The sequence below is a fragment of the Streptomyces sp. NPDC047043 genome (genome assembly GCF_040644055.1).
Classification (GTDB): Bacteria; Actinomycetota; Actinomycetes; order Streptomycetales; family Streptomycetaceae; genus Streptomyces.
In genome coordinates, this window is the sequence record NZ_JBEYVO010000010.1 from 105616 (window position 1) to 128607 (window position 22992).

The 22992-nt window shown below is 70.6% G+C and carries 18 protein-coding genes and 1 pseudogene; 13 read left to right on the forward strand and 6 right to left on the reverse strand.

Annotated elements, in window-relative coordinates; all coding sequences use genetic code 11:
* Positions 1–6 precede the first annotated feature (6 nt).
* The 3 genes from ABZ880_RS17430 to ABZ880_RS17440 all read left to right on the forward strand — a co-directional run bounded on the left by ABZ880_RS17430 (position 7) and on the right by ABZ880_RS17440 (position 3939).
* Entirely contained in the window at positions 7–738 is a 732-nt protein-coding gene (locus tag ABZ880_RS17430; protein WP_361263003.1) for a hypothetical protein, read from the forward strand.
* Between the two features lie 57 nt (positions 739–795).
* On the forward strand, positions 796–2388 hold the full coding sequence (locus tag ABZ880_RS17435; RefSeq protein ID WP_361263006.1) for a peptide-N4-asparagine amidase: 1593 nt from the start codon (positions 796–798) through the stop codon (positions 2386–2388).
* A 168-nt stretch (positions 2389–2556) separates the two neighbouring features.
* On the forward strand, positions 2557–3939 hold the full coding sequence (locus ABZ880_RS17440) for a cation:dicarboxylase symporter family transporter (protein WP_361263009.1): 1383 nt from the start codon (positions 2557–2559) through the stop codon (positions 3937–3939).
* Between the two features lie 465 nt (positions 3940–4404).
* Here the strand turns inward: ABZ880_RS17440 and ABZ880_RS17445 are convergent, their stop codons facing one another.
* On the reverse strand, positions 4405–4860 hold the full coding sequence (locus tag ABZ880_RS17445; RefSeq protein WP_361263011.1) for a MarR family transcriptional regulator: 456 nt from the start codon (positions 4858–4860) through the stop codon (positions 4405–4407).
* 122 nt (positions 4861–4982) lie between these two features.
* Between ABZ880_RS17445 and ABZ880_RS17450 the strand changes: the two genes are divergently transcribed.
* Both ABZ880_RS17450 and mltG read left to right on the forward strand, forming a co-directional pair.
* The gene (locus ABZ880_RS17450) at positions 4983–6785 is read left to right on the forward strand and encodes an ABC transporter ATP-binding protein (protein ID WP_361263014.1); all 1803 of its coding nucleotides are present in this window, start codon (positions 4983–4985) and stop codon (positions 6783–6785) included.
* Between the two features lie 43 nt (positions 6786–6828).
* Entirely contained in the window at positions 6829–7668 is an 840-nt protein-coding gene (gene mltG, locus ABZ880_RS17455; protein WP_361263017.1) for an endolytic transglycosylase MltG, read from the forward strand.
* Between the two features lie 12 nt (positions 7669–7680).
* Here the strand turns inward: mltG and ABZ880_RS17460 are convergent, their stop codons facing one another.
* The 5 genes from ABZ880_RS17460 to ABZ880_RS17480 all read right to left on the reverse strand — a co-directional run bounded on the left by ABZ880_RS17460 (position 7681) and on the right by ABZ880_RS17480 (position 11803).
* Positions 7681–8757, reverse strand: a complete 1077-nt coding sequence (locus tag ABZ880_RS17460) for an NAD(P)-binding domain-containing protein (RefSeq protein ID WP_361263020.1) — start codon at positions 8755–8757, stop codon at positions 7681–7683.
* Positions 8758–8846: 89 nt separating this feature from the next.
* Positions 8847–9869 (reverse strand): ABC transporter substrate-binding protein, encoded by a 1023-nt coding sequence (locus ABZ880_RS17465; protein ID WP_361263023.1) that lies wholly within the window; start codon positions 9867–9869, stop codon positions 8847–8849.
* A 79-nt stretch (positions 9870–9948) separates the two neighbouring features.
* On the reverse strand, positions 9949–10704 hold the full coding sequence (locus ABZ880_RS17470) for an ABC transporter ATP-binding protein (RefSeq protein WP_361263025.1): 756 nt from the start codon (positions 10702–10704) through the stop codon (positions 9949–9951).
* Positions 10677–11582 carry an ABC transporter permease gene (locus tag ABZ880_RS17475; protein ID WP_361263028.1) on the reverse strand — a complete coding sequence of 302 codons (906 nt, stop codon included), beginning with the start codon at positions 11580–11582 and terminating at the stop codon, positions 10677–10679. The genes ABZ880_RS17470 and ABZ880_RS17475 overlap by 28 nt, the downstream gene beginning before the upstream one ends.
* A 137-nt stretch (positions 11583–11719) precedes the next feature.
* Positions 11720–11803 (reverse strand): putative leader peptide, encoded by an 84-nt coding sequence (locus ABZ880_RS17480; RefSeq protein WP_351276907.1) that lies wholly within the window; start codon positions 11801–11803, stop codon positions 11720–11722.
* A gap of 122 nt (positions 11804–11925) precedes the next feature.
* Between ABZ880_RS17480 and ABZ880_RS17485 the strand changes: the two genes are divergently transcribed.
* The 8 genes and pseudogenes from ABZ880_RS17485 to ABZ880_RS17520 all read left to right on the forward strand — a co-directional run bounded on the left by ABZ880_RS17485 (position 11926) and on the right by ABZ880_RS17520 (position 22953).
* A complete protein-coding gene (locus tag ABZ880_RS17485) occupies positions 11926–12354 on the forward strand; it encodes a YjbQ family protein (RefSeq protein ID WP_361263030.1) in 429 nt (142 codons plus the stop codon).
* A 105-nt stretch (positions 12355–12459) separates the two neighbouring features.
* Positions 12460–12999 (forward strand): annotated as a pseudogene (locus tag ABZ880_RS17490) (RNA polymerase sigma factor); the annotation flags it as partial.
* A 266-nt stretch (positions 13000–13265) separates the two neighbouring features.
* A complete protein-coding gene (locus ABZ880_RS17495; RefSeq protein ID WP_361263032.1) occupies positions 13266–14177 on the forward strand; it encodes a CU044_5270 family protein in 912 nt (303 codons plus the stop codon).
* A gap of 102 nt (positions 14178–14279) precedes the next feature.
* Complete coding sequence (pstC, locus tag ABZ880_RS17500) at positions 14280–15329, forward strand: phosphate ABC transporter permease subunit PstC (RefSeq protein ID WP_361263035.1); 1050 nt, start codon at positions 14280–14282, stop codon at positions 15327–15329.
* Position 15330: 1 nt separating this feature from the next.
* Entirely contained in the window at positions 15331–16560 is a 1230-nt protein-coding gene (gene pstA / locus ABZ880_RS17505) for a phosphate ABC transporter permease PstA (RefSeq protein ID WP_361263037.1), read from the forward strand.
* The gene (locus ABZ880_RS17510) at positions 16560–18236 is read left to right on the forward strand and encodes a phosphate ABC transporter substrate-binding protein PstS (RefSeq protein ID WP_361263040.1); all 1677 of its coding nucleotides are present in this window, start codon (positions 16560–16562) and stop codon (positions 18234–18236) included. The genes pstA and ABZ880_RS17510 overlap by 1 nt, the downstream gene beginning before the upstream one ends.
* On the forward strand, positions 18233–20854 hold the full coding sequence (locus ABZ880_RS17515; protein WP_361263043.1) for a hypothetical protein: 2622 nt from the start codon (positions 18233–18235) through the stop codon (positions 20852–20854). The genes ABZ880_RS17510 and ABZ880_RS17515 overlap by 4 nt, the downstream gene beginning before the upstream one ends.
* A gap of 116 nt (positions 20855–20970) precedes the next feature.
* Positions 20971–22953: an Ig-like domain repeat protein gene (locus ABZ880_RS17520; RefSeq protein WP_361263046.1), complete on the forward strand. Its 1983-nt coding sequence runs from the start codon at positions 20971–20973 to the stop codon at positions 22951–22953.
* Positions 22954–22992: the final 39 nt, after the last annotated feature.

Below are 22992 nucleotides of genomic sequence, written 5' to 3' on the forward strand. Positions count from 1 at the left end.
GGGGCGATGCGAAAGATTGGCGCACCGCGATCGGCGGTCGTGTTGGCGGCCCTGGCAACCCTTCTCACGACGGCGGCCTGCGGGGGCGCGAAAGAGGGCGGCGGCGATACGGCAGGGGGCGCCAAGTCGGGTTCCACACACGTGAGCAGGGCCGACCCCACCCGCATCCCGGACGTCGGCGACCGACTGCAGCGCCGGATCCCCGCCGACTCCCGCCAGGTCGTGGCGGTCTACGGCGCCGGCCGGGACTCCGCCGACTCCACGGTCGTGCTCTACACGAAGCAGGGCTCCACCTGGGACCGCATCCGCAGCTGGCCCGCGCACAACGGCAAGAGGGGCTGGACCGCCGACCACCACGAGGGCGACAAGCGCAGCCCGATCGGCGTGTTCACGCTCACCGACGCGGGCGGCGTGCTCGCGAACCCCGGCGCCCGGCTCCCGTACACCCGCTCCGCGTCCTTCGCGGCCCCGCGCTGGTGGGCCGAGTCGCACTGGCACGACTTCGACTACGTCATCGCCATCGACTACAACCGCGTCAAGGGCCGCCCGCCCAACGACCCGGCCCGCCCGGAGGGCGCCGCGAAGGGCGGCAGCATCTGGCTGCACATGGACCACGGCAGCGGTACGTCGGCCTGCGTCAGCCTGTCCAAGCCGGCCATGGCGTACCTGCTGCGCGCGATCGACCCGGCTCGGCATCCCGTGGTGGTGATGGGGGACAGGGCGGACCTGAAGGCCTAGCACCCGCGCACGACGCCTCATTGTCAGGGGTGGCCGACTCCCCGTAGAACACCGGCCATGAAGAGACGGATAGTCATGTCCATGCTCGCCGGGGCGACCCTCCTGGCGAGCACCCTCCTCGGGGCGGTTCCGGCCCGATCCGCCGACGTGCCCGCCGAGTTCGGCACCGACTGGCACGACCCGGTGACCGCGGCCCCGCCCGTCGCCAAGCCGGCCGGCAAGTCCTGCCGAGTCACCCTCGCCGAGGCCCAGTTCAGGGACTTCACGCCGTACAGGGGCACGTACACACCGCCCGACGGCTGCGGCGACCGCTGGAGCAAGGTGGTGCTGCGCCTCGACGGCAAGGTCAAGGGGCGACAATTCGACCGGCTCGGCCATCTGCACGTGGGCGGGGTCGAGATCTTCCGTACGTCCACTCCCGAACCCTCGCCCGACGGCATCGAGTGGTCCGTCGAGAAGGACGTCACGCGCTACAGCGACACCTTCCGCGGCAAGCAGGACGTCGAGATGCTCATCGGCAACGTCGTCGACGACACGTACACGGGCGTGATCGACGTCGAGGTCACGCTGACCTTCTACGCCGGGAAGCCGGCCGCGGCCCCCGACAAGGTCCTCACCCTCGGCGACGGCGGCAGCCTCACCGCACCCCGCAACGGCGAACGCATCCTCGCCGAGGTGTACGCCACCGGATCGGGCGGCGGGTGCGAGGAGTTCTGGTACCTGGCGGTGCCCGACAAGGCCCCCTACTCCTGCCGGGCCGACGACGGACCGTACCGCGAGGTGCAGATCGAGGTGGACGGCCAACTGGCCGGAATCGCCGCGCCGTTCCCGCACGTGTGGACCGGGGGATGGTCCAACCCCTTCCTCTGGTACGTCGTTCCGGGTCCCCGCGCCTTCGACGTCAAGCCGATCGAATACGACCTGACGCCCTTCGCCGGGATCCTCGACGACGGCCGTCCGCACAAGGTCGAGGTCTCGGTCGTGGGCGTCCCCGAGGGGCAGAGCGGCTGGAGCGCTCCGGTGAACGTCCTCGTCTGGCAGGACGCCAAGCGGGCGCAGGTCACCGGGAAGCTCACCCGGCTCGAGGCGGGCGAGCTCGCCAACTCCTCGACGTACACGGCCGGTTCGCCGCATCGCGTGGACACCGAGGCAGGTCACCGGCTGACCGTCGCCGGTTACGTCGACACCTCGCACGGCCGCGTGACGACCACCGTCAGCCGCACGCTCGCCGACAACTCCGTACACCGGTGGATCGACGGCGAGAACGTCGACGGGCTGGATGCCACCTGGACCGACGACGAGTCGGTCACCGTCGACGGACGCGGACCGGCCCGTACGACGGCCACGCACCGGACGTACACCATGAACGGCACGACCACGCTCGGCGACGACGCCCGGCTGCGCACCGAGCTCACCCTCGGCGACCGTGCCACGGTCGTCGAGTCGCGCGCCGGCCGGCGGACGGGCTGGTCGCGGCTCGACGACACGGTCACCGGTGACGCCACGTGGACGACGGGAGTGCCCCGCGACCAGCGGCACGCGGTCGGTACGACGAGCGAGCGGTACCGGCTGTACGGTTCGGCGGGCTGCTACGACCGTTCCCTGACCACTGTGCAGGGGGTGCTCACGGAGGAACGCGACCACTGCTGAGGCCAGTTGTGTGCGATGCGTCACACGGGGCGTGATTTACATGTCCGCAACACGGAGGTTGCTGCAGGGATCAACAACACGCCGAAAGTGATCGTCACGGAAGCCGCTTTCCGTATTGCAGAAGTCCCCACGGCTTCTGTCGTGTTGACGTCCCCACTAGGAGTGCCCGTGCCGCCGTCCGTCCCGTCCGCCCCGCGACGCGTCGCACGCATACTGCGTACCTCACTGTTCGCGCAGGTTCTCTGCGCGTTGGTCCTCGGAATCGTCGTAGGAAAGCTGTGGCCCGACGTGGCCACGGATCTCCAGCCGCTCGGCGACGGTTTCACCCGCCTCATCAAGACGATCATCTCCCCGCTCGTGTTCTGCGTGGTCGTCGTGGGCATCGCCAAGGCCGGCGACTTGAAGGCGTTCGGCCGGATCGGGCTCAAGGCGCTGATCTGGTTCGAGGTCGCGAGCACGCTCGCCCTGCTCATCGGGCTGATCGCCGCCAATGTCGTGCAACCCGGCTCGGGGATGCACGTCGACCCGTCCACGCTGAGCACCAAGGCGGTCGACGCGAAGACGGGCGGCGGCTCACTGCCCTCGACCACCGAGTTCGTCCTGAACGCGCTGCCGACCAGCTTCATCGGCGCCTTCGCCGAGAACTCCCTGCTCCAAGTCCTCATCCTGGCCTGCCTGGTGGGTGCGGCCCTGCTGCATCTCGGGCACACCAAGGTGCCGCAGGTGCTGCCCGCCATCGAGCAGGCCCAGGAGATCATCTTCGCCATCGTCGGGTTCGTGATGCGGCTCGCCCCGATCGCGGTGTTCGGCGCCATGGCCGTCCTGATCGGCCAGTACGGGCTCGGTGTCATCGAGACCTACGCCAAGCTGATCATCCTGTGCTACGTCGCCGCCGCGCTGTTCGTCGCGCTGCTCGCCGTCGCCCTGCGCATCGTCACCGGGCTCAGCCTCCGGAAGTTCCTGCGTTACATCCGCGAGGAGATGCTGCTCGCGCTCGGCACCGCGTCCACCGAGTCGGTCATGCCGCGCGTGATGCAGAAGCTGCGCAAGGCCGGGGCCCGCGACGACGCGGTGGGCCTGGTGCTGCCCACCGGGTACTCCTTCAATCTCGACGGCGCCTCGCTCTACCTCTCCATCGGCACCCTGTTCATCGCCCAGGCCGTGGGCGTCGACCTCAGTCTGAGCCAGCAGATCACCGTGGTCCTGGTCCTGATGCTGACCAGCAAGGGCATGGCGGGCATCCCCGGCTCGGCCTTCCTCGCCCTGTCCGCGACCGCCTCGTCCCTGGGCGCGATCCCCGCCGGCGCGGTCGCCCTGCTGCTGGGCGTGGACCGCATCATGGACTCGATGCGCGTGGTGACGAACCTGCTGGGCAACTGCGTTGCGGTGTTCGCGGTGTCCCGCTGGGAGAACGCGCTCGATCTGGAGCGGGCGAAGAAGGTTCTGGACGGCGAGGCCGTGGCCGCCGTATCGGAAGGCGACGAGGAGACGGCTCCCAAGGCCGAGATTCCGGCCCAGGCCACCAAGGAGGCCGCTGCCGAGGCGAGTTGAGCCGACTCCGACTCGTACGGGTCGCGTGCCGCAGCTCCGGGAGGACGGAGCGACGGTCGCGGCCCGTCGTCGTTTACGGCTGGCCTAGGGTGCAGCAGGCGGACAGCCGGGTCCGCAGCGGCTGATCGCTCCCGTTCCGTACGACGAGCTCGACCGTGAACCAACCGTCGTGCAGACGCGAGGGATTGAGGCGGACGTCCACTGAGACTGGCGACACCTGAGTGAGGGCCTGGCGTTGCTCATCCAGCGCCCGCTCCTCGACCCGGCTCTCGCGCCTGTCCAACTCCCGGCCCCGCCCCACCTGATGGCGACGGACCCTGTGGCGGGTCAAGGCCGCCCCAGGGCGATGAGCGCACCGATCGGAGTCTCCGCCACAGCCATATTCGGCGCGAGCGTGCGGCGCGCGTCTGCCCGTTGCCGGGTGTCAGGTGCGACCGAGCCGTGAAGTCCTGCCCCCGGAGCGGCTCAGCACCGTCGCCCCGGCTCCGGCGCCCCGTCCACCAGCGTGTCCAGCAGTCCGCCGAGCACCTCGCGCTGCTCGTCCGTCAGCGGTGCCAGGATCTCCGCGGCGGCGGAACGGCGCGCTCCGCGCAGTTCGCGCAGCGCCTTGTGGCCGTCGTCCGTGAGCTCGATGCGGATCACCCGGCGGTTGGTCGGATCGGGCACCCGGCGCACCTTGCCGCTCGCCTCCAGACCGTCGACCAGTGAGGTCACGGCACGGGGGACCACCTCCAGGCGCTCGGCGAGGTCGGCCATGCGCGGCGGCGAGCCGTAGTGCGCCAGCGTGCGCAGCAGCCGGGACTGGGCCGGGGTCACGCCGAGGCCCGCCTGCTCCATATGGCGCTTCTGGATCCGGTGCACACGGCGCGTGAGCCGCAGCAGCTGCTCGGCGAGCAGGCCGTCGGGATCGGGGGTGGTCATGCGGGAACAATATCAGGACCTATTTCATTGTGAGCATAGGTAACAATGAGCTAAGGTCCGTCAGTCGGCGCCGCATCTCACCGCACCGCGCCGGCCAACGTCGTCGAAACCCGTAGGAGCCCATGCATCCCGACCGTGAACCCAGATGGACGCCGCCTGCCGATTCCAAGGAACAGCCCCGGCAGGTGCGCCGCATCCTGAAACTCTTCCGCCCCTACCGCGCCCGCCTCGCCGTCGTCGGCCTGCTGGTCGGCGCCTCGTCGCTGGTCTCGGTGGCCACGCCCTTCCTGCTGAAGGCCACCCTCGACGTCGCGATCCCCCAGGGCCGCACCGGGCTGCTCAGCCTGCTCGCGCTCGGCATGATCGTCAGTACTGTCCTGACCAGCGTCTTCGGCGTCCTGCAGACCCTGATCTCGACGACCGTCGGCCAGCGCGTCATGCACGACCTGCGCACCGCGGTCTACGGCCGCCTGCAGCGCATGTCCCTCGCCTTCTTCACACGCACGCGTACCGGCGAGGTCCAGTCCCGCATAGCCAACGACATCGGCGGCATGCAGGCCACCGTCACCTCCACCGCCACCTCCCTGGTCTCCAACCTGACCAGCGTGGTCGCCACGATCGTCGCGATGGTCGCCCTCGACTGGCGCCTGACCGTCGTCTCGCTCCTACTGCTGCCGGTCTTCGTGTGGATCAGCCGCCGCGTCGGCCGGGAACGCAAGAAGATCACCACCCAGCGCCAGAAGCAGATGGCCGCGATGGCCGCGACCGTCACCGAGTCCCTCTCCGTCAGCGGCATCCTGCTCGGCCGCACCATGGGCCGTTCCGACTCGCTGACGAGGTCCTTCGCCGAGGAGTCCGAGGGCCTCGTCGACCTCGAGGTGCGTTCGAACATGGCCGGGCGCTGGCGCATGGCCGTCATCAGCATCGTCATGGCCGCCATGCCGGCCGTCATCTACTGGACCGCCGGGATGACCCTCCAGATGGGCGGCCCGAAGGTCTCGATCGGCACCATCGTCGCCTTCGTCTCGCTCCAGCAGGGCCTGTTCCGCCCGACCGTCAGCCTGCTGGCGACCGGCGTCCAGATCCAGACCTCGCTCGCGCTCTTCCAGCGCATCTTCGAGTACCTCGACCTGCCGATCGACATCACCGAGCGGGACGACGCGGTCCACCTCGACCGCATCAAGGGCGAAGTCCGCTTCGAGGACGTCGAGTTCCGATACGACGACAAAGGCGGCCCCATCCTCGACGGCATCGGCATCGACGTCCCCGCGGGCAGCAGCCTCGCCGTCGTCGGCCCGACCGGCGCCGGAAAGTCGACGCTGGGCTATCTCGTCCCGCGGCTGTACGACGTCACCGCCGGCCGTGTCACCCTCGACGGCGTCGACGTGCGCGACCTCGACTTCGACACCCTCGCGCGCGCGGTCGGCGTCGTCTCCCAGGAGACGTACCTCTTCCACGCCTCCGTCGCGGACAACCTGCGCTTCGCCAAGCCGGACGCCACCGACGAGGAGATCCACCAGGCGGCCAGGGCGGCCCAGATCCACGACCACATCGCGGCCCTGCCCGACGGCTACGACACCGTCGTCGGCGAGCGCGGCCACCGCTTCTCCGGCGGTGAGAAGCAGCGCCTGGCCATCGCCCGCACCATCCTGCGCGATCCGCCGGTGCTGATCCTCGACGAGGCGACCAGCGCCCTGGACACCCGTACCGAAGCGGCCGTCCAGGACGCCATCGACGCCCTGTCGGCCAACCGCACCACCCTCACCATCGCGCACCGTCTGTCCACCGTCCGCGATGCCGACCAGATCGTCGTCCTCGACTCCGGACGCGTGGCCGAACGGGGCACGCACGAGGAACTGCTGGGGCAGGACGGGCGGTACGCGGCCCTCGTACGCCGGGATGCCCAACTGGAACCGACAGGGTGAACATATGCCGTGTTTGTGACGGTATGCGGGTTACCGTGCCCGCATGTACCAGAACACTCCGCCATGGAGAACGATTCGACTGACGCGCAGGGGCCGGTTCGCCCTCATCGCGACCGGCGCGGTCGTGGCCGGCATCGCCGTGGCGGTGCCGCTGCTGACCCTGGAGAGCGACGGGGACAGCCGCCCCTCGTCCCTGCTGATCCCGGAGGGCTGGCGCTCGGGCCAGGTCTACGCGGCCGTCGACAAGGCCCTCGCCCTGCCCGCCGGCACCACCAAGAACTCCCTCGGCAGGGCCGGGCTGAAACTGCCGAACGACGCCGAGGGCAACCCGGAGGGCTACCTGTTCCCGGCGACGTATCCGCTGGCCGAGAAGACGACCCCCGAGTCCCTGCTGACGTCCATGGTCGACACCGCCAACAAGAAGTTCAACGGAGCCCCGATGGCGGCCGGTGCGCAGCGCAACGCCATGAACGTCTACCAGGCGGTCACCATCGCGAGCATTGTGCAGGCCGAGGCCGCGTCGAAGGCCGACATGGGCAAGGTGGCGCGGGTCGTCTTCAACCGGCTCGAGCGCGGGATGCCGCTGCAGATGGACTCGACCATCAACTACGCCCTGAACCGCGCCACGTTGAAGACGACCTCCGACGACACGAAGCTCGACAGCCCCTACAACTCGTACCAGCGCATGGGTCTGCCGCCGACGCCGATCGACAACCCGGGCGAGGACGCGATGCGTGCCGCGATCAGCCCGACCCCGGGCGACTGGCTGTACTTCGTCACGGTCAAGCCCGGCGACACCCGCTTCACCGCCGACTACGCCGAACACCAGCGCAATGTCGCCGAGTTCAACGCCGGGCAGAAGAAGGCGGGTTCGGCCAAGTGACGGGGTGCCGCATCACGCTGCGACCGGCTGATCGGCGAGCAGCCGCCTGATGTCCCGTACGGCGGCCCTGCCCGCACGGTTGGCGCCGATGGTGCTGGCCGAAGGGCCGTAGCCGACCAGATGGATCCGCGGATCGGCGACCGCGCGCGTCCCGTCGACGCGGATGCCGCCGCCCGGCTCGCGCAGCCGCAGCGGTGCCAGGTGGTCGACGGCCGCCCGGAACCCGGTGGCCCACAGGATGACGTCGGCGCCCACGCGCTGCCCGTCGTTCCACTCCACCCCGTCCGGGGTGATCCGGTCGAACATGGGCCGGCGGTTCAGGATCCCGTCCTCGATGCCCTGCCTGATCGCGTCGTTGAGCGGCAGCCCGGTCACCGACACCACGCTCTTGGGCGGCAGCCCCTGCCGCACCCGCTCCTCGACGAGCGCAACGGCGGCCCGGCCCACGTCCTCGGTGAACGGCCCCTCGCGGAAGACCGGCTCCCGGCGGGTGACCCAGGTGGTCTCGGCCGCGTACGGGGCGAGCTCCAGCAGATGCTGGGTGCCGGACGCACCCCCGCCCACCACGACGACCCGCTTCCCGGCGAACTCCTCCGGCCCGGCGTACTGCGCCGTGTGCAACTGCCGCCCCCGGAAGGTCTCCTGGCCCGGATAGCGCGGCCAGAACGGCCGGTCCCAGGTGCCCGTCGCATTGATCAGCGCCCGTGTGGACCAGGTGCCGTCCGAGGTCTCGACGAGCAGCCGCCCGCCGTCCCCCTCACGCACCGCACGGACGTCGACGGGACGCCGTACCCGAAGGTCGAAGGCCCGCTCGTATGCGGCGAAGTACTCGGCGATCACCTCCGAGGAGGCCCGCGCCGGATCCGCGTCCGTCAACTCCATGCCTGGCAGCGCGTGCATCCCGTGCACCTTGCCGTACGTCAGCGACGGCCACCGGAACTGCCAGGCGCCTCCCGGACCGGGGGAGTGGTCCAGTACAACGAAGTCGCGCTCCGGCTCGAAACCGGTGCGCCGCAGGTGATAGGCGCTGGACAGACCTGCCTGACCAGCGCCTATGACGACGACGTCGACCTCACGCGTGTTGTTCACGCTTCTACTAACCGCGTCGAGGCCGTGGATCTTCCCCCGCGATTCCCCGCGATCCCCGGTGACACGGGGGGCGCCGCCCGGTCGAGTCCTCAGCCCTTGGAGGCGCGCGCCGGCGTCGTCGAGGGCGGCAGGTCGCCGTTGTAGCGCGTGTCCACGAAGTCCCCGAACTCGACCTTCTTCGGGATCAGCTTCAGCCCCGTGAAGGCGTCGGCGATCTGCTGCTCGGAGGCGATCAGCGGCTTGTCGACGGCGACCGAGATGCGGGTGGCGTTGGTGCGCTTCACCGAGGCCAGCGCCACGTCGTAGGGCAGCCCGGTGTCCTTCGCCCAGACCTTGGCCCACTCCTCCTGGTGGCCGTAGACCCAGGCCGTCGCCCGCCGCAGCCGCTCCAGGTAGTCCTTGATGGCGGCGGCCTTCTTCTTGTCCTGCAGTGCGTTCGGTGCCGCCACCTGGAAGGTGAGCCCGTTGGTGACGCCGTCGCCGGTCGTCAGGACGCTGCCCTGCTTGGCCTGGAGCACCTGCGAGGTGTACGGGTCCCAGACCGCCCATGCGTCCACCTTGCCGGAGGTGAACGCGGCCAGTGCGTCGGCCGGCTGGAGGTACTTGACCTTGACGTCGCTCAGGCTCAGCCCGGCCGCCTTGAGGGACGCGACCAGCTGGTAGTGCGCGGAGGAACCCTGGGCCACGGCGACGGACCTGCCCTTGAGCTGCTCGGGCCTGGTCAGCTTCGAGCCCTTCGGCACGAGGATGGCGTCGCCCCTGGAGGTGCCGTGGAAGGCGGCCACCACCGTGATCTTCGACCCCGCCCCGGCGGCGAAGACGGGCGGGGTGTTGCCGACGCCGCCGATGTCGACGGCCTTGGCGTTGACCGCCTCCAGCAGCGGCGGCCCGGAGGTGAAGGTGGACCACTTGATCTTGTAGTCGAGGTTCTTGAGCTCTCCGGCGGCCCGCAGGATCGCCTCCGAACCACCCTTCTGGTCACCGACGTCGAGCGTGAGGGAGCCCTTGCCGTCGGTGTCGGTCCCCGTGCCGGCGGACGCGTTCCCGCCGCAGGCGGTGAGCAGGAGGGCGAGGGGGAGGAGCAGTGCGGCGGGGACGAGGCGTCGTCGCATGGGGGATCGGATCCGTTCTGTGGAGCTGGGCGGGGGGAGGAGTGCAGGTGCGTGGAACTGGGCTGGGGCGTGGGGGAGTTCAGGCGGCTTCGGCGGCGGTGTCGACGCCGAGGCGTTCCAGCAGGCCGGCGCGGAGTTCGGCGAACCGGGGGTCGGCGATGTCACGGGGGCGTTCGAGGTCGATGAGCTGCTCGTGCGCGATGACGCCGTCGTCCATGACGAGGACGCGGTCGGCGAGCAGTACGGCCTCCTCCACGTCGTGCGTGACCAGCAGTACGGAGCAGCCGCGGCGCTGCCACAACTCGCCCACCAGGCGCTGGGCCTTGATGCGGGTGAGCGCGTCGAGCGCGCCGAACGGCTCGTCGAGCAGCAGCAGATCGGGCTCGCGGACCAACGCCCGGGCGAGGGAGGCGCGTTGGGCCTCGCCGCCGGAGAGGGTCTTCGGCCAGGCGTTCGTACGGTGGCTGAGTCCGACCTCCTCCAACGCCTGGTCGGCGACGGCCCGTTCGGGCTTGCCGGGCAGGCCGAGCAGGACGTTGCGCCAGACCTTCTTCCACGGCATCAGGCGCGGGGCCTGGAAGGCGACGGCCTTGCGGCGCGGCACCAGGACGGTGCCCTGGATGTCGCGGTCGAGACCGGCCAGGATGCGCAGCAGGGTGGACTTGCCGCAGCCGCTGCGGCCGAGCAGGGCGACGAACTCGCCCGGCCGGACGTCGAGTTGGAGGTCGTCGATGACGGCACGGCCGTCGAAGGAGCGGGTCAGCCCCTCGACGTGCACCGCGTGAGACGTCCTGGACACCTGCGGGCTCACCGGCCGGTGAACGTCGGTCGCCATTGCAGCAGCAGCCTTTCGAGGGAGCGGACGATGAAGTCGGCCAGCAGACCGAGGAAGGCGTAGACGATGAGGCAGACCACGATCACGTCGGTCCGCAGGAAGTCCCGTGCCTGCACCATGAGGAAGCCGATGCCGGCGTCCGCGTTGATCTGCTCGGCGAAGACCAGCGCGAGCCAGGCGATGCCGAGGGAGTAGCGCAGCCCGGTGAGCGCGCCGGGCAGCGCCCCCGGCAGCACGACGTGCCGCACCAGGCCCCAGCGGGAGAGCCCGAGGGATTCCCCGGCCTCGATCAACTGGGCGTCCACGCCGCGGATTCCGGCGTAGACGTTGAGGTAGAGCGGGAAGGTCACGCCGAGCGTGATGATGGCGACCTTCGGGGCCTCGCCGATGCCGAACCAGATGATGAACAGCGGGATCAGACCGACGAACGGCACGGTCCGCAGCATCTGCACCGGCGCGTCCACCAGATCCTCACCGATCCTGAACAGCCCGGAGACCAGGGCGAGTCCGGTCCCGACGACGGTGCCGAGCAGCAGCCCGAACGCCACGCGCTGCAGCGAGGTCCCCATGGCCGAGGTCAGCGAACCGTCGGAGATCAGATCCCCGGCGACCTGCGCGATGCGACCGGGCGAGGCGAGCACGTCGGACGTCAACACACCGGTGCTGCTGAGGAGTTGCCACAGGGCGAGCAGCAGCACGGGGCCGGCAGTGCGACGCAGCCAGCGGGGGACGCGGGTGCGGCGGGAGGAGGCGGGGACGATGAGGGTGAGGTCGAGGGAGACGGCCGGGGCGCGGGAGTCGACTTCGTCGCCCTTCGATGCGGATATGGGCGAAATATCGGGTTCGGAGGATTCCGGCGGGGCGTGGCTGATGCTCATGGTTGCTCCACGGGAGGAGAGCGGCCGGTGGGGGGAGGGCGCGACACCTCAGCGCCACCACGTACGGTCATGGCTGTGTGCGCCGACGTGGCAGTGCGCAGGCGGAAAAGGGAGAGAAGAGGGGAAGTGAAAAGGCGTCAGCAGCCGCGACGACACGCGGCGGAGGCCACCCGCAGCAGGTCGATGTGACCGCGCGTGGTGAGCATGGCTGAACGCAACATGCGGCCGAAATTAGCCAGCTGGTCGGTGCACGGTCAATGGCGTCTCGCGGAATGGACCCCTCGTACCAACTGGCGGGCGGCCGTTCGCATGCGGAACCCGGCGAATGGGTCAGGATGGGGTCATGTCAGATGCCTTCACCACCCGAGTGCTGAACGTCGCCACCGGATCCGCGGAGAGGATCGTCGACCTGACCCGCGACTGCGAGTCTTTCCTGCGGGAGGTGGCCGCCGACCGCGACGGCCTCCTGAACCTTTTCGTCCCGCACGCCACCGCCGGAATCGCGATCATCGAGACGGGCGCCGGCAGCGACGACGACCTCCTGACCGCCCTCCACACGCTCCTCCCGGCCGACGACCGCTGGCAGCACCGCCACGGCAGCCCCGGCCACGGCCGCGACCACGTCCTCCCGGCGATCGTGCCACCGCACGCGACGCTGCCGGTGCTGGGCGGGCGGCTGGAGTTGGGGACCTGGCAGTCGGTCTGCCTCGTGGATACGAATCGCGACAACCCGGACCGCAAGGTGCGCCTTTCGTTTCTTGCGGGTTCCTGACCCTCGCGCCCGCGGGGACGGTTCCGGAGCGGAGAGCCTTCCGGAGCGGACATTGGTGTGACCCGGGTCACCGCAACGTGCTCCGTGCGTCGGACAGGGAGGAGCGTGGAGATTTCACTGCGCGCCCGTGTGCGGGCCGGGGATCCGGATGCGTTCCGGCAACTCTTCGACGAGCACGCTTCGGCGGTCTACCGGCACGCCGCCCGGATGACCGGCGACTGGGCCATGGCCGACGATGTCGTGTCGCTGACCTTTCTGGAGGCATGGCGGCTGCGGGAGCGGGTCCTTCCGGGGGAGGACAGCCTGCGCCCGTGGCTGCTGGGGATCGCGACGAACGTCACGCGCAACACGGCGCGGGCGGCGCGAAGACATCAGGCGGCGCTCATGAGGGTGCCGCCTCCCGACCCCGTGCCGGACATCGCCGACGCGGTGGCGCAGCGACTCGCCGACACCGAGGAACTGGCCGCGGCGCAGAGGGCGTTGAGCATGATGCGCCGTGGCGAGCGCGAGGTGTTCACGCTGTGCGTCTGGGAGGGCCTGGACGCCGCCACGGCGGCCGAGGCCCTCGGCGTCGCCGTCGGCACCGTACGGGCCCGGCTCTCGCGCGCGAGGAAACGCCTGCGCAGGCTCACCGAGCTCGAACTCGTCGGTGGCGCGGGTGACGCCGGTGACGGAACAGGCGGCACGGAAGGCGCAACCGGGCAGCGCGGAACGCAACGCCTGGCCGCGGCCGGACAGACACCGGGTAGCCGCCACCAGGCGGCTCGGTCCACGCAGGAGAAGAAGCGACGAACACCAACCCGCGACGACGCGATCAGCCGGCCGACCATCAGGGCCTGGCCGAGTTGCTGCCCGCGCCGGGTCGGCCGGTGCTCGCGCAGGACCGCCACCGCGTCCTCAGGGAATCCTTGATGGAACACATCACCGACCAGGCCCTCCACGAGCAGTCGGGTGCGATCGACACGTCCCCTGTGTCCCCCGCACGCCGGAACCGCAGACGCCTCCTCGTTCTCGTCGCGGCGCCGCTGGCACTGGCAGCCGCCGTCAGCTGGGGCGTGGTGGCGCTCGACGGCGCACACGACGACAAGTCCGGCACGGCTGCCACGAAACACAACGGCGATGCCACGCAGTTGCTGGCCCGGATCGCCCTGGCGGCGGCCGACCGTCCGGCGGTGACGGTGCGCGACGACCAGTACATCTACACCAAGTCCCAGGGATCGGCCGGTGAGTTGGGCGTCGAGTTCAACGATCCCGCGGAGCTCGCGAAGCGCAAGGGGACCTTCAAGGTCGAGCAGTACAAGGGAGCCGTCCGAAGTGAGCAGTGGGATTCGGTGGACGGCAAGCGGTCGGGGCTGAGGAAGGGCGTCGCGGTGGACGACCCCGCCAAGAAGATGACCATGGCCATGTACGGCTCCGGCTACCTGACCTTCCGGCAGCTTGAGGCCCTGCCCACCGATCCCGACGCGCTGCTGAAGAGGCTCTACGGCGACACCAGGATGGGACCGGCCCGCCGCCTGGAAATCGCGCTCGAGAACATCGGAGCCATCATCGACAACGCCACCCTGCTGCCGGATCTGAGCGCCGCGCTCTACCGCGCCATGGCGAAGCTCCCGGGCGCGCACGTGGTGGACCACGTCAAGGACGCCGCCGGGCGGGAGGGTGTCGGCCTCACGTTCGAGGGCGCCTCCGCGGGTTCCGTCTGGGTCTTCGACCCGTCGAGCCTCGTCTACCTCGGAACGACCAGGAGCGCGCTCCTGGACATCGGCGTCGCGGACAGGAAGGGCGAGGCACCGACCGGCTCATCTCCACGGCTGCCCCACTGAAATGACACGAGCTGTTCACTGATCATCCACACATCGCGCCACGCACCGACAAGAACCGGCCATTGACTCACCTCGCGCGGCGCCCGCTCGGCGCCAAGTGGGGTGGATCGTTTCCTTGTCCTGGGGGCGTACGTGCTGTCCGCGTTGCAGGACTCCGACAGACCGGAGTCCGACAGACCCGTGCCCCGCCGGCCGCACACGGCCCGCGGGTTCGGGGACCGGGTCTTCCGGTACCAGTTGACGGCCACCGGGGTCGTCGTGCTCGGCATCATGGCGGCCGTCGGGCTCTTCCTGCTCCTGCGGGCCGGCCAGGCGCTGCGGGCCAGGGGCTTCTCCTTCCTCACCACCGCCGAATGGCAGCCGGACGTCCACCGGTTCGGCATCGCGGCCGTGCTCACGGGCACCCTGCTGATCGCCCTCGTCGCGGTGACGATCTCGGTGCCCCTGGCCGTCGGGACCGCCCTGTTCATCTCGGACGTGGCGCCGCGCGGTCTGCGCCGCACCCTCGTGACGATGGTCGACCTGATGGCCGCCGTCCCGTCGGTGGTGTACGGGCTGTGGGGACTGTTCTTCTTCCAGCAGCACGTCATCGGGCTGTCCCGCTGGCTGTCCGACTGGTTGGGCTGGATCCCGGTGTTCAGGGTGGACGGCACCCAGCCGGGTGAGCCGCTGGCCTCGGACAGCGTGTACACCGCGTCCACCTTCGTCGCCGGGCTCGTCGTCGCGCTGATGGTCGCGCCGATCCAGTGCTCGGTGATGCGCGAGGTGTTCACGCAGGCGCCGGCGGGCGAGCGGGAGGGCGCCTACGCGCTCGGCGCCACCCGATGGGGCGTGATCCGCACGGTCGTCCTGCCGTACGGCATGGGTGGGATCATCGGCGGCACGATGCTGGGGCTCGGCCGGGCGATGGGCGAGACGATCGCCGTCTACATGATCATCTCGCCGGTCTTCGTCATCCAGCCGCACATCCTTCAGACCGGTTCGAACTCGGTCTCCTCGCTCATCGCCCTGCACTACGGCGACGCCTCCACCTTCGGCATGTCGGCGCTGATGGCAGCGGGCCTGGCGCTGTTCCTGCTCACCCTGGCGGTCAACTTCACCGCCTCCTCCATCGTGGCCCGCTCCCGGTCCGGCGCGCAGAGCGAGGCATGACATGACCGTCGTGGAAGAGACAGTGGAGATCGCGGCTCCGGCCGAGGACGCCGTCCCCGCCGAACTCCCGGACCGGCCGCGCCGGATCGGCGGGCCCACCCGCTCCGGTGTGCTGTCGCTGTGCGGGGCCGCGGCCTCCGGGCTGTGCGTCGCGGTCCTGCTGTTCGGGCAACTCGCGCCGTTTTCCGGCCAGTTGGGGTTCTTCGTCACCGCCTATCTCGCCTTCCTGGCGATCTACGCGGTGCTCACCGGCCTGGAGGAGGACGGTCAGGCCGTACGCGACCGGGTGATGACGGTCGTGCTGTGGACGGCGGCCGCGGCGCTGTTCACCGCGCTCGCGCTGGTCGTCGGCTTCACCGCCTGGCGCGGGCGGGAGGCCCTGCCGCACGGGAACTTCTTCACCCAGGACATGCAGGCGGCGGGCCCGCTGGACCCGCTCACCCACGGCGGCATCGCCCACGCGATGCTCGGCACGCTCATCATGATCACGATCGCGCTGGCGATCACCGTGCCGCTGGGGCTGGCCTGCGCCGTGTACCTGAACCAGATCCCCGGGCGTTTCTCCCGCTTCGTCCGCACGATCGTCGAGGCGATGACCGCGTTGCCGTCGATCGTGGCCGGTCTGATGGTGTACGCGACCTGGATCCTCATGCTCGGCATGCAGAAGTCGGGTCTCGCGGCGGGATTCGCGATCAGCGTGATGATGCTGCCGATCGTGATCCGGGCGGCGGACGTCGTACTGCGGCTGGTGCCGGGGACGCTGACGGAGGCGGCGGAGGCGCTGGGCGCCCCGCGCTGGCGGACCGTGTGGCACGTCGTCCTGCCCACCGCACGCTCGGGCCTGGCGACGGCCGTCATCCTCGGCACCGCACGCGGCATCGGCGAGACCTCGCCCGTGCTGCTCACGGCGGGCTTCACGGCGGCCCTCAACGCCGACCCCACGAACGGCCCGATGATCTCCCTCCCGCTGGCCGTCTTCAACTTCGTCCGCTCGCCCGAACCGACCATGATCGCGCGGGGTTTCGGCGCGGCGGCGGTCCTGATGGCGCTGGTCCTGGTGCTGTTCGCGATCGCCCGGATCATCGGCGGCCGGGGGCCCGGCCACCAGAGCGGACGGCAGGCACGGAGGGCGGCACGAGCTTCACGCCGGGACGTCGCCCGCTTCGACGAACTGCACGCACCCACGTTGTCCCTCCTCGACCCCGAGCCTGTCACCGGAGAGAACGACTGATGTCAAGCCACCTCACCCGTCCGCCTCTCCTGCGGGCGCTCGGGATCCTCGGCGCGCTGATCGCCCTCCTCACCGCGGTGCCGGCCGCCCCGGCCGCCGCCGACTCCTACACCCCCATCGCCGGCGCGGGCTCCACCTGGGCCGAGAACGCCGTCGACGAATGGCGCCGGGCGGTGAACCAGTACGGCATGCGGATCTCGTACGCCGGCACCGGGTCCTCCGACGGCCGCCGCCAATTCCTCAGCGGCACCGTCGACTTCGCGGTCTCGGACATCCCGTTCCAGACCCACCCCACCGACGGCAGCGCAGCCGAACGCCCGGGCGCGGGCTCGTACGCCTACATGCCGATCGTCGCGGGCGGCACCGTCTTCATGTACCACCTCACCGTCAACGGCAAGCGGGTCACCAACCTCCGCCTCTCCGGAGACGTGGTCACGAAGATCTTCACCGGTGTCGTCAAGACCTGGGACGACGCGGCGATCAAGGCCGACAACCCCGGCCTCCAGCTTCCGCACCGCACGATCGTCCCGGTGGTCCGCTCCGACGGCTCCGGCTCCACCGCCCAGTTCACGATGTGGATGGCCAACCAGCACAAGTCGCTGTGGCAGGCGTACTGCGGGCGCGTCGGCCGCTCGGGTGCGTGCGGGCAGACCTCGTACTACCCGACCGTCTCCGGCATGATCGCCCAGTCCGGCGACCTCGGTGTCGCGGGTTACGTGGCCCAGAACTACGGCGAGGGCGCGATCGGTTACGTCAACTACTCCTACGCCCTCAACGCGCACTATCCGGTCGCCAAGGTCCTCAACCACGCCGGCTACTACACCGAGCCGACCCCGCAGAACGTGGCGGTCTCGCTGCTCAAGGCGAAGATCAACACCAACAAGAGCTCGCCGGACTACCTCACCCAGCAGCTCGACGGCGTCTACAACGACAGCGACAGGCGCAACTACCCGCTGTCCAGCTACTCGTACATGATCCTGCCGCTGAAGGTGCAGGGCACCTTCACCAAGGCCAAGGGCAAGACGCTCGGCGCGTTCTCGTACTACTTCATGTGCCAGGGCCAGCAGCAGGCGCCCGACCTCGGCTACTCGCCGCTGCCGATCAACCTGGTGCAGGCGGGCTTCGACCAGATCCGCCGGATCCCGGGCGTGCAGACGCAGAACATCAACATCCGCGGCTGCAACAACCCGACCTTCACCACGAGCGGCCGCAACAAGCTCGCCGAGACCGCCCCCTACCCGGCGGCCTGCGACAAGAAGGGCGCCGCGCCCTGCGCGACGGGCAGCGGTGGCGCCAAGTCCGGCAGCGGCAGCGGGAGTTCGGGCGGCAGCGGCTCGGGCGGGTCGACGGGCGGTTCCTCCGGCGGTACGGCGGGCGGCGGTGGCACCGGGGGAGGCGGTGGTGCGGCAACGGGCGGCGGTTCCGGCGGCGGCGGGCAGCCGTCCGTCGACCCCGACACCGGCCAGACGATCGCCGCCGACGGCACCGGCAGCGGCTCCACCACCGCGGGCGGCACCGTCGCTCTCGCCCAGCCGGTCGCGGTCGCCGGGCGCAGCGGCTGGACGAGCACACAGACGCTGATGGTGCTCGCCGCGTTCCTGGTCCTCGGGCTGGTCCTGCTGCCCTCGGTCGTCTCCCGGATGATCCGGCGTGCCTCGGACGGGGGCCGGCGATGAATCGCGTACGACGTCTGCTGCTGAGGATCGTCGCCGGGGCCACCGTCGGTGCACTCGCCGGGTTCGCGGTCGCCCAGTCCGCGCCGCCCGCAACGGCCGCCACCGGATCCGCCGTCACCGTCCCCGGGCGGGGCGAGTTCAAGGACATGCAGTTCACCGTCGGCCAGACCACCCACCTCACCAGCCAGGCCATCACGGTCTCCTGGAAGGGCGGCACCCCGACCACCTTCGCGGGCACGCTGTTCAACACCGACTTCGTGCAGATCATGCAGTGCTGGGGCGACGACGACGGCACCGTCCCGTCGAACCCGGGCCCGCCGCGCACGCAGTGCCAGTACGGTGCCTCCCCGACCACCGGCCGGGGCAGCTGGCCCGGCAACGACTACGACGACACCCGCAAGGTCTTCTACAGCGCCGACCCCACCAACTACGGCCATGACGACCGGTACGGGGCGAGCAACCCCAACGCTCCGGGCGAGGTCCCCTTCAAGCCGGTCAGCGGCGCCACCGTCACTTCCAACACCCAGAACAACCCCTACTTCAGCCGCAACACCACCAACGAGGTCGACTTCGCCCGCACCGGCGCCGACGGCACCGGCACGGAGAACTTCGAGGTGCAGACCGCCAACGAGGCCCCGCACCTCGGCTGCGGCGCGCCGGTGAAGACGAACGGCCTGACCAGGCCCCGCTCCTGCTGGCTGGTGATCGTCCCCCAGGGCGACCTCGACCTCGACGGCAAGCCGTACGCCGACCACAGCCAGGTCAACGCGGGCTCCCCGGTCTCCTCCACCAACTGGAAGAACCGCATCGCCATCCCGCTGAACTTCAATCCGGTCGGCACCAACTGCGCCCTCGGCTCGGACGAACGCCCCACCACGGGCAGCGAGTTGGCCGCCGACGCGATGACCAGCTGGCAGACGGCCCTGTGCCCGACCGGCAAGGTGTACGGCTACACCGAGCTCGGCGAGCCCGACACCCGTGCCCGCCTGGGCAACGACGGATCGTCCGGACTCGCCTTCACCACACGGGCGTTGGGCGCCGACGCGGGCACGACCGCCCCGAGCGGCACCACCGTCTACGCACCCACCGCGCTCTCGGGCACCGTCATCGGCTTCAACATCGAACGCAGGCCCAAGGCCGGAGCCTCCGAGGCGACGCAGAGACTCGCCGGGAGCAGGGTCAGGTCCATCGACCTCAACCCCCGCCTGGTCGCCAAGCTGCTCACCGAGTCCTACCGCAACTCCCCCTGGGGCGCGGTCAACGGCTCCACCGTCGCCAAGGGCTACGGCTGGGCGAGGAACAACCCGGCGGGCCTCGCGAGCGACCCCGAATTCATCGCGCTCAACCCCGAGTTCGGCGAGCTCTCGGTCGCCGAGACCCCCGCCACCGACACCGACCTGCTCACCTCGCTCGGCCACAGCGACTCGGCCCGCGCGGTGTGGCAGTGGATCGTCGCCGACAAGGACGCCCGCAACTTCCTCGCGGGGGTGTCCGACGATTGGGGGATGCGGGTCGACCCGTACTTCAGCACCAACGCGGACCTGAACCCGACCGGTTTCGCCTTCAACCCGGCCGACACCGACACCTACCCGAAGAGCGATCCCTGGTGCACGATCCCGCCGGGCACCGGGGCCACCGAGAAGCAGTGCATGATCGACTTCCATCCGTACGTGTCGGACATGCACGCCGGCGCTCTGCACACCCTGCGCGCCGACAGCCTGTGGAAGGCCACCTGGGACCCGCTGTCCAGCCCGCCCGCGTTCAAGACGCCCGGCCCGCAGACGGTCGGCTCCCGGTTCATGATCACGATCACCGACGCGGCCTCGGCGGCCCGGTACGGTCTGCAGACTGCCCGGCTCCTGAACACCGCGGGCAAGTACGTGGCGCCGACGACCGCCTCCCTGAGCACCGCGGCGCAGAGCGCCTCCGGCAAGGGCGTCGCCGAGATCAACCCGTCGAAGGCCAAGGCGAAGGGCGCCTACCCGCTGGCCCAGCTGGTGTACGCGGCCCTCCGCCCGGCCGAGCTCAAGGCCGACGCCCGCAAGGACTACGCGGCACTGCTGAAGTACGCGGCCGGCGGCGGACAGGTCAGCGGCGCCGACCCGGGCCGCCTCCCGGCGGGGTACGCCCCGCTGTCGCAGAAGCTGCGGACCCGTACGGCGCACGCCGCCGAGACGCTCCTGCACTTCAAGGGCGGCTCCCCGGCGGACGGTTCCGGCTCCTCGGGTGGCTCGACCGGCGGCGACTCGGGCTCGGGCACGGACGGCTCGGCGGGTGCGGGGTCCTCCGGGGGCGGCACGGCGGACGGCGGCACCGGCACCACCAGCGCGGGCGCGGGCGCGAGTGCCACGCCGAGCGGTGCCCCCTCCTACGGCGGCGGCAAGGCGGTACAGACCACCGCCTCGGGCGCCACGCCCGCCGACCCGGCCAACCCGCTGCGCTACGCCGTTCCGGTCGGCGCCGCCCTCGGCGCCGCGGCCGGCGCGGGCGCCCCCTTCGCGGGCGGAAGCCGACTGCGGCTGCCGCTGCGGGTGCCCCTCCCCGGCGGTCGCACGGTGACCGTCGTACCCGAACTCCCCGAGCGTCTACGGAAGTTGATTCCGCGGCGTCGCCCCTGACAGCACCCTGCGGTGCTCCACAGACGGCCGCCCGCCCCGAAAGGCAGTCGGGGCGGACGGTCCGCACCACCCTGCCAGATCGATCCACCCCTTTCGCACAGTCACGGAGACTCTCCATGCGCAGAACGCGCTCCACGGCCGCGCTCGTCGCCGCCGCAGTGGTGGCCGGCGGTGTGGCTCTCGCGAGCCCGGCGTACGCCGACCCCACCCCCGCCGGGACCTTCCGCCAGCTGGTCGGCGTGGGCTCCGACACCACCCAGGACGTGCTCAACGCCCTCGCCGGAGACACGGTCAACGGCACGAGCTACGCCACGACGGCCGTGAAGTCGGCGTCCGGCGCGGGCGTCGCCTCGTACGACGCGATCGGCTCGGCCACCATCCAGACCCGCTCGGGCGGCCCGACCTTCGCCCGCCCCAACGGCTCCGGCGCGGGCCGCGCGGCGCTGAGCGCGTCGCTGACCGGCGACAAGTACCCCAACAGCGACGGTTCCGCCATCACGGGCCAGGTCGACTTCGCCCGCTCCTCCAGCGGCCCGACCGCCTCCGGCACCGCCCTGACCTACATCCCGTTCGCGCGGGACGCGGTCGGCGTCGCGGTCCGCGGCTCCGGCCTCGACAACCTGACGGTCGCCCAGCTGCACGACGTCTACCAGGCGGGCAGCGACCACAAGATCAACGGCGTCACCGTGCACCCGGTCATCCCGCAGGCCAACTCCGGCACCCGCAAGTTCTTCCTCGCGGCGATCGGCCTGGACCAGAACACCGTCGACCCGAACCTGCCGACCGTCCAGGAGAACCAGGCGAACGCCGCCCTCACCGAGGACGGCACCCTCGTCCCGTTCTCCGTGGGCAGCTGGATCGCGCAGAACAACGGTGTCGCCCCCGACTACAGCTCCACCGCGGTCGCCGCCGGCGCCCACCTGGCGAGCGTCCAGCTGCCCAGCGACACCGGTGCCACCAGCCCGGTGACCACGGTGAACGGCAAGCTGGTCCCCGTCTCCGGCTACTACGAGAACGCCACCTTCGGCCGCGACGTCTACAACGTCGTCCCGACCCGCGCCGTCGACCCGACCAGCGTCTTCTTCGACAAGGACGTCTACGACGTCTTCGTCACCAGCGGCAGCCACACCGCTGCCCTGGCCTCCGACGGCGCCGAGCAGGTCATCTCGGCCTTCGGCTTCCTCAACGAGTCGTACAACGGCTCGGTCAACCTGGCCAAGCACGCCAAGCAGGGCGGCCTGGAGAACTCGGGCGCCAACCTGGCCACGCCGGGCGCGCCCACCCTGAAGGCCGCCCCGGGCGACAAGAGCCTCAAGCTCAGCTGGACCGCGCCCACCCCGGCCCCCGCCAACCCGGTCACCGACTACCGCGTCACGCTGAAGGACGCGGACGGCGCCGTCGTCGCCACCAAGGACGTCCCGGCGACCACGACGACGTACAGCTTCACGGGTCTGGCGCTCGGCAAGTACACCGCCACCGTGACCGCCGCGAACGTCAACGGCCTCGGTGCGGACGCCACTTGGACCGGCTCGGTCAAGTACAAGAGCACCACGGCCGCCACGGTCGCCACGACCCCGTACGGCAAGGCCCCGAAGGTCGCCGTCACCGTCACCGGCAGCCACGGCGTCGCCCCGACCGGCAAGGTCACCGTGAAGGAGGGCTCCACGGTCCTCGGCACCGGCACCCTGGACAGCTCCGGCAAGGCCACCGTCGCCCTGTCGAGCCACCTCAAGGTCGCCACGCACACGCTGACCGTCTCCTACGCGGGCACCAGCAAGCTCTACTCGTCCTCCACGACCGCCACCCTGAAGGTCACCAAGGCGACCGCCTCCGTGAGCACCACGGCGCCCTCCTCGGTGAGCCACACCGCCCACGCCAAGGTCACCGTCAAGGTCACCGCGACCGGCACCACGCCCGGCGGCACCGTGAAGATCTACGAGGGCAGCAGGGTGATCGCCACCGGCACCCTGAGCGGCGGCAAGGTGACCGTCACCCTGCCGAAGCTGAGCCGCGGCAAGCACATCCTGCACGCCTACTACGCGGGCTCGTCGACGGTCGCCGCCAAGTCCGGCGCCAACTTCACGATCAAGTCCACCTGATCCATCTCCCTGCGGGCTGCCGGGGAGGGCCCCTCCTCC

What these genes read in the sequence shown, in the direction of transcription:
- pstA (WP_361263037.1), top strand. Translation starts at nt 15,331, where the DNA reads ATGACCGTCGTGGAAGAGACAGTGGAGATCGCGGCTCCGGCCGAGGAC.
- ABZ880_RS17475 (WP_361263028.1), bottom strand. Translation starts at nt 11,582, where the DNA reads ATGAGCATCAGCCACGCCCCGCCGGAATCCTCCGAACCCGATATTTCG.
- ABZ880_RS17470 (WP_361263025.1), bottom strand. Translation starts at nt 10,704, where the DNA reads ATGGCGACCGACGTTCACCGGCCGGTGAGCCCGCAGGTGTCCAGGACG.
- ABZ880_RS17485 (WP_361263030.1), top strand. Translation starts at nt 11,926, where the DNA reads ATGTCAGATGCCTTCACCACCCGAGTGCTGAACGTCGCCACCGGATCC.
- ABZ880_RS17445 (WP_361263011.1), bottom strand. Translation starts at nt 4,860, where the DNA reads ATGACCACCCCCGATCCCGACGGCCTGCTCGCCGAGCAGCTGCTGCGG.
- ABZ880_RS17495 (WP_361263032.1), top strand. Translation starts at nt 13,266, where the DNA reads ATGGAACACATCACCGACCAGGCCCTCCACGAGCAGTCGGGTGCGATC.
- ABZ880_RS17430 (WP_361263003.1), top strand. Translation starts at nt 7, where the DNA reads ATGCGAAAGATTGGCGCACCGCGATCGGCGGTCGTGTTGGCGGCCCTG.
- ABZ880_RS17480 (WP_351276907.1), bottom strand. Translation starts at nt 11,803, where the DNA reads ATGTTGCGTTCAGCCATGCTCACCACGCGCGGTCACATCGACCTGCTG.
- ABZ880_RS17510 (WP_361263040.1), top strand. Translation starts at nt 16,560, where the DNA reads ATGTCAAGCCACCTCACCCGTCCGCCTCTCCTGCGGGCGCTCGGGATC.
- ABZ880_RS17515 (WP_361263043.1), top strand. Translation starts at nt 18,233, where the DNA reads ATGAATCGCGTACGACGTCTGCTGCTGAGGATCGTCGCCGGGGCCACC.
- ABZ880_RS17520 (WP_361263046.1), top strand. Translation starts at nt 20,971, where the DNA reads ATGCGCAGAACGCGCTCCACGGCCGCGCTCGTCGCCGCCGCAGTGGTG.
- ABZ880_RS17465 (WP_361263023.1), bottom strand. Translation starts at nt 9,869, where the DNA reads ATGCGACGACGCCTCGTCCCCGCCGCACTGCTCCTCCCCCTCGCCCTC.
- ABZ880_RS17435 (WP_361263006.1), top strand. Translation starts at nt 796, where the DNA reads ATGAAGAGACGGATAGTCATGTCCATGCTCGCCGGGGCGACCCTCCTG.
- ABZ880_RS17450 (WP_361263014.1), top strand. Translation starts at nt 4,983, where the DNA reads ATGCATCCCGACCGTGAACCCAGATGGACGCCGCCTGCCGATTCCAAG.
- mltG (WP_361263017.1), top strand. Translation starts at nt 6,829, where the DNA reads ATGTACCAGAACACTCCGCCATGGAGAACGATTCGACTGACGCGCAGG.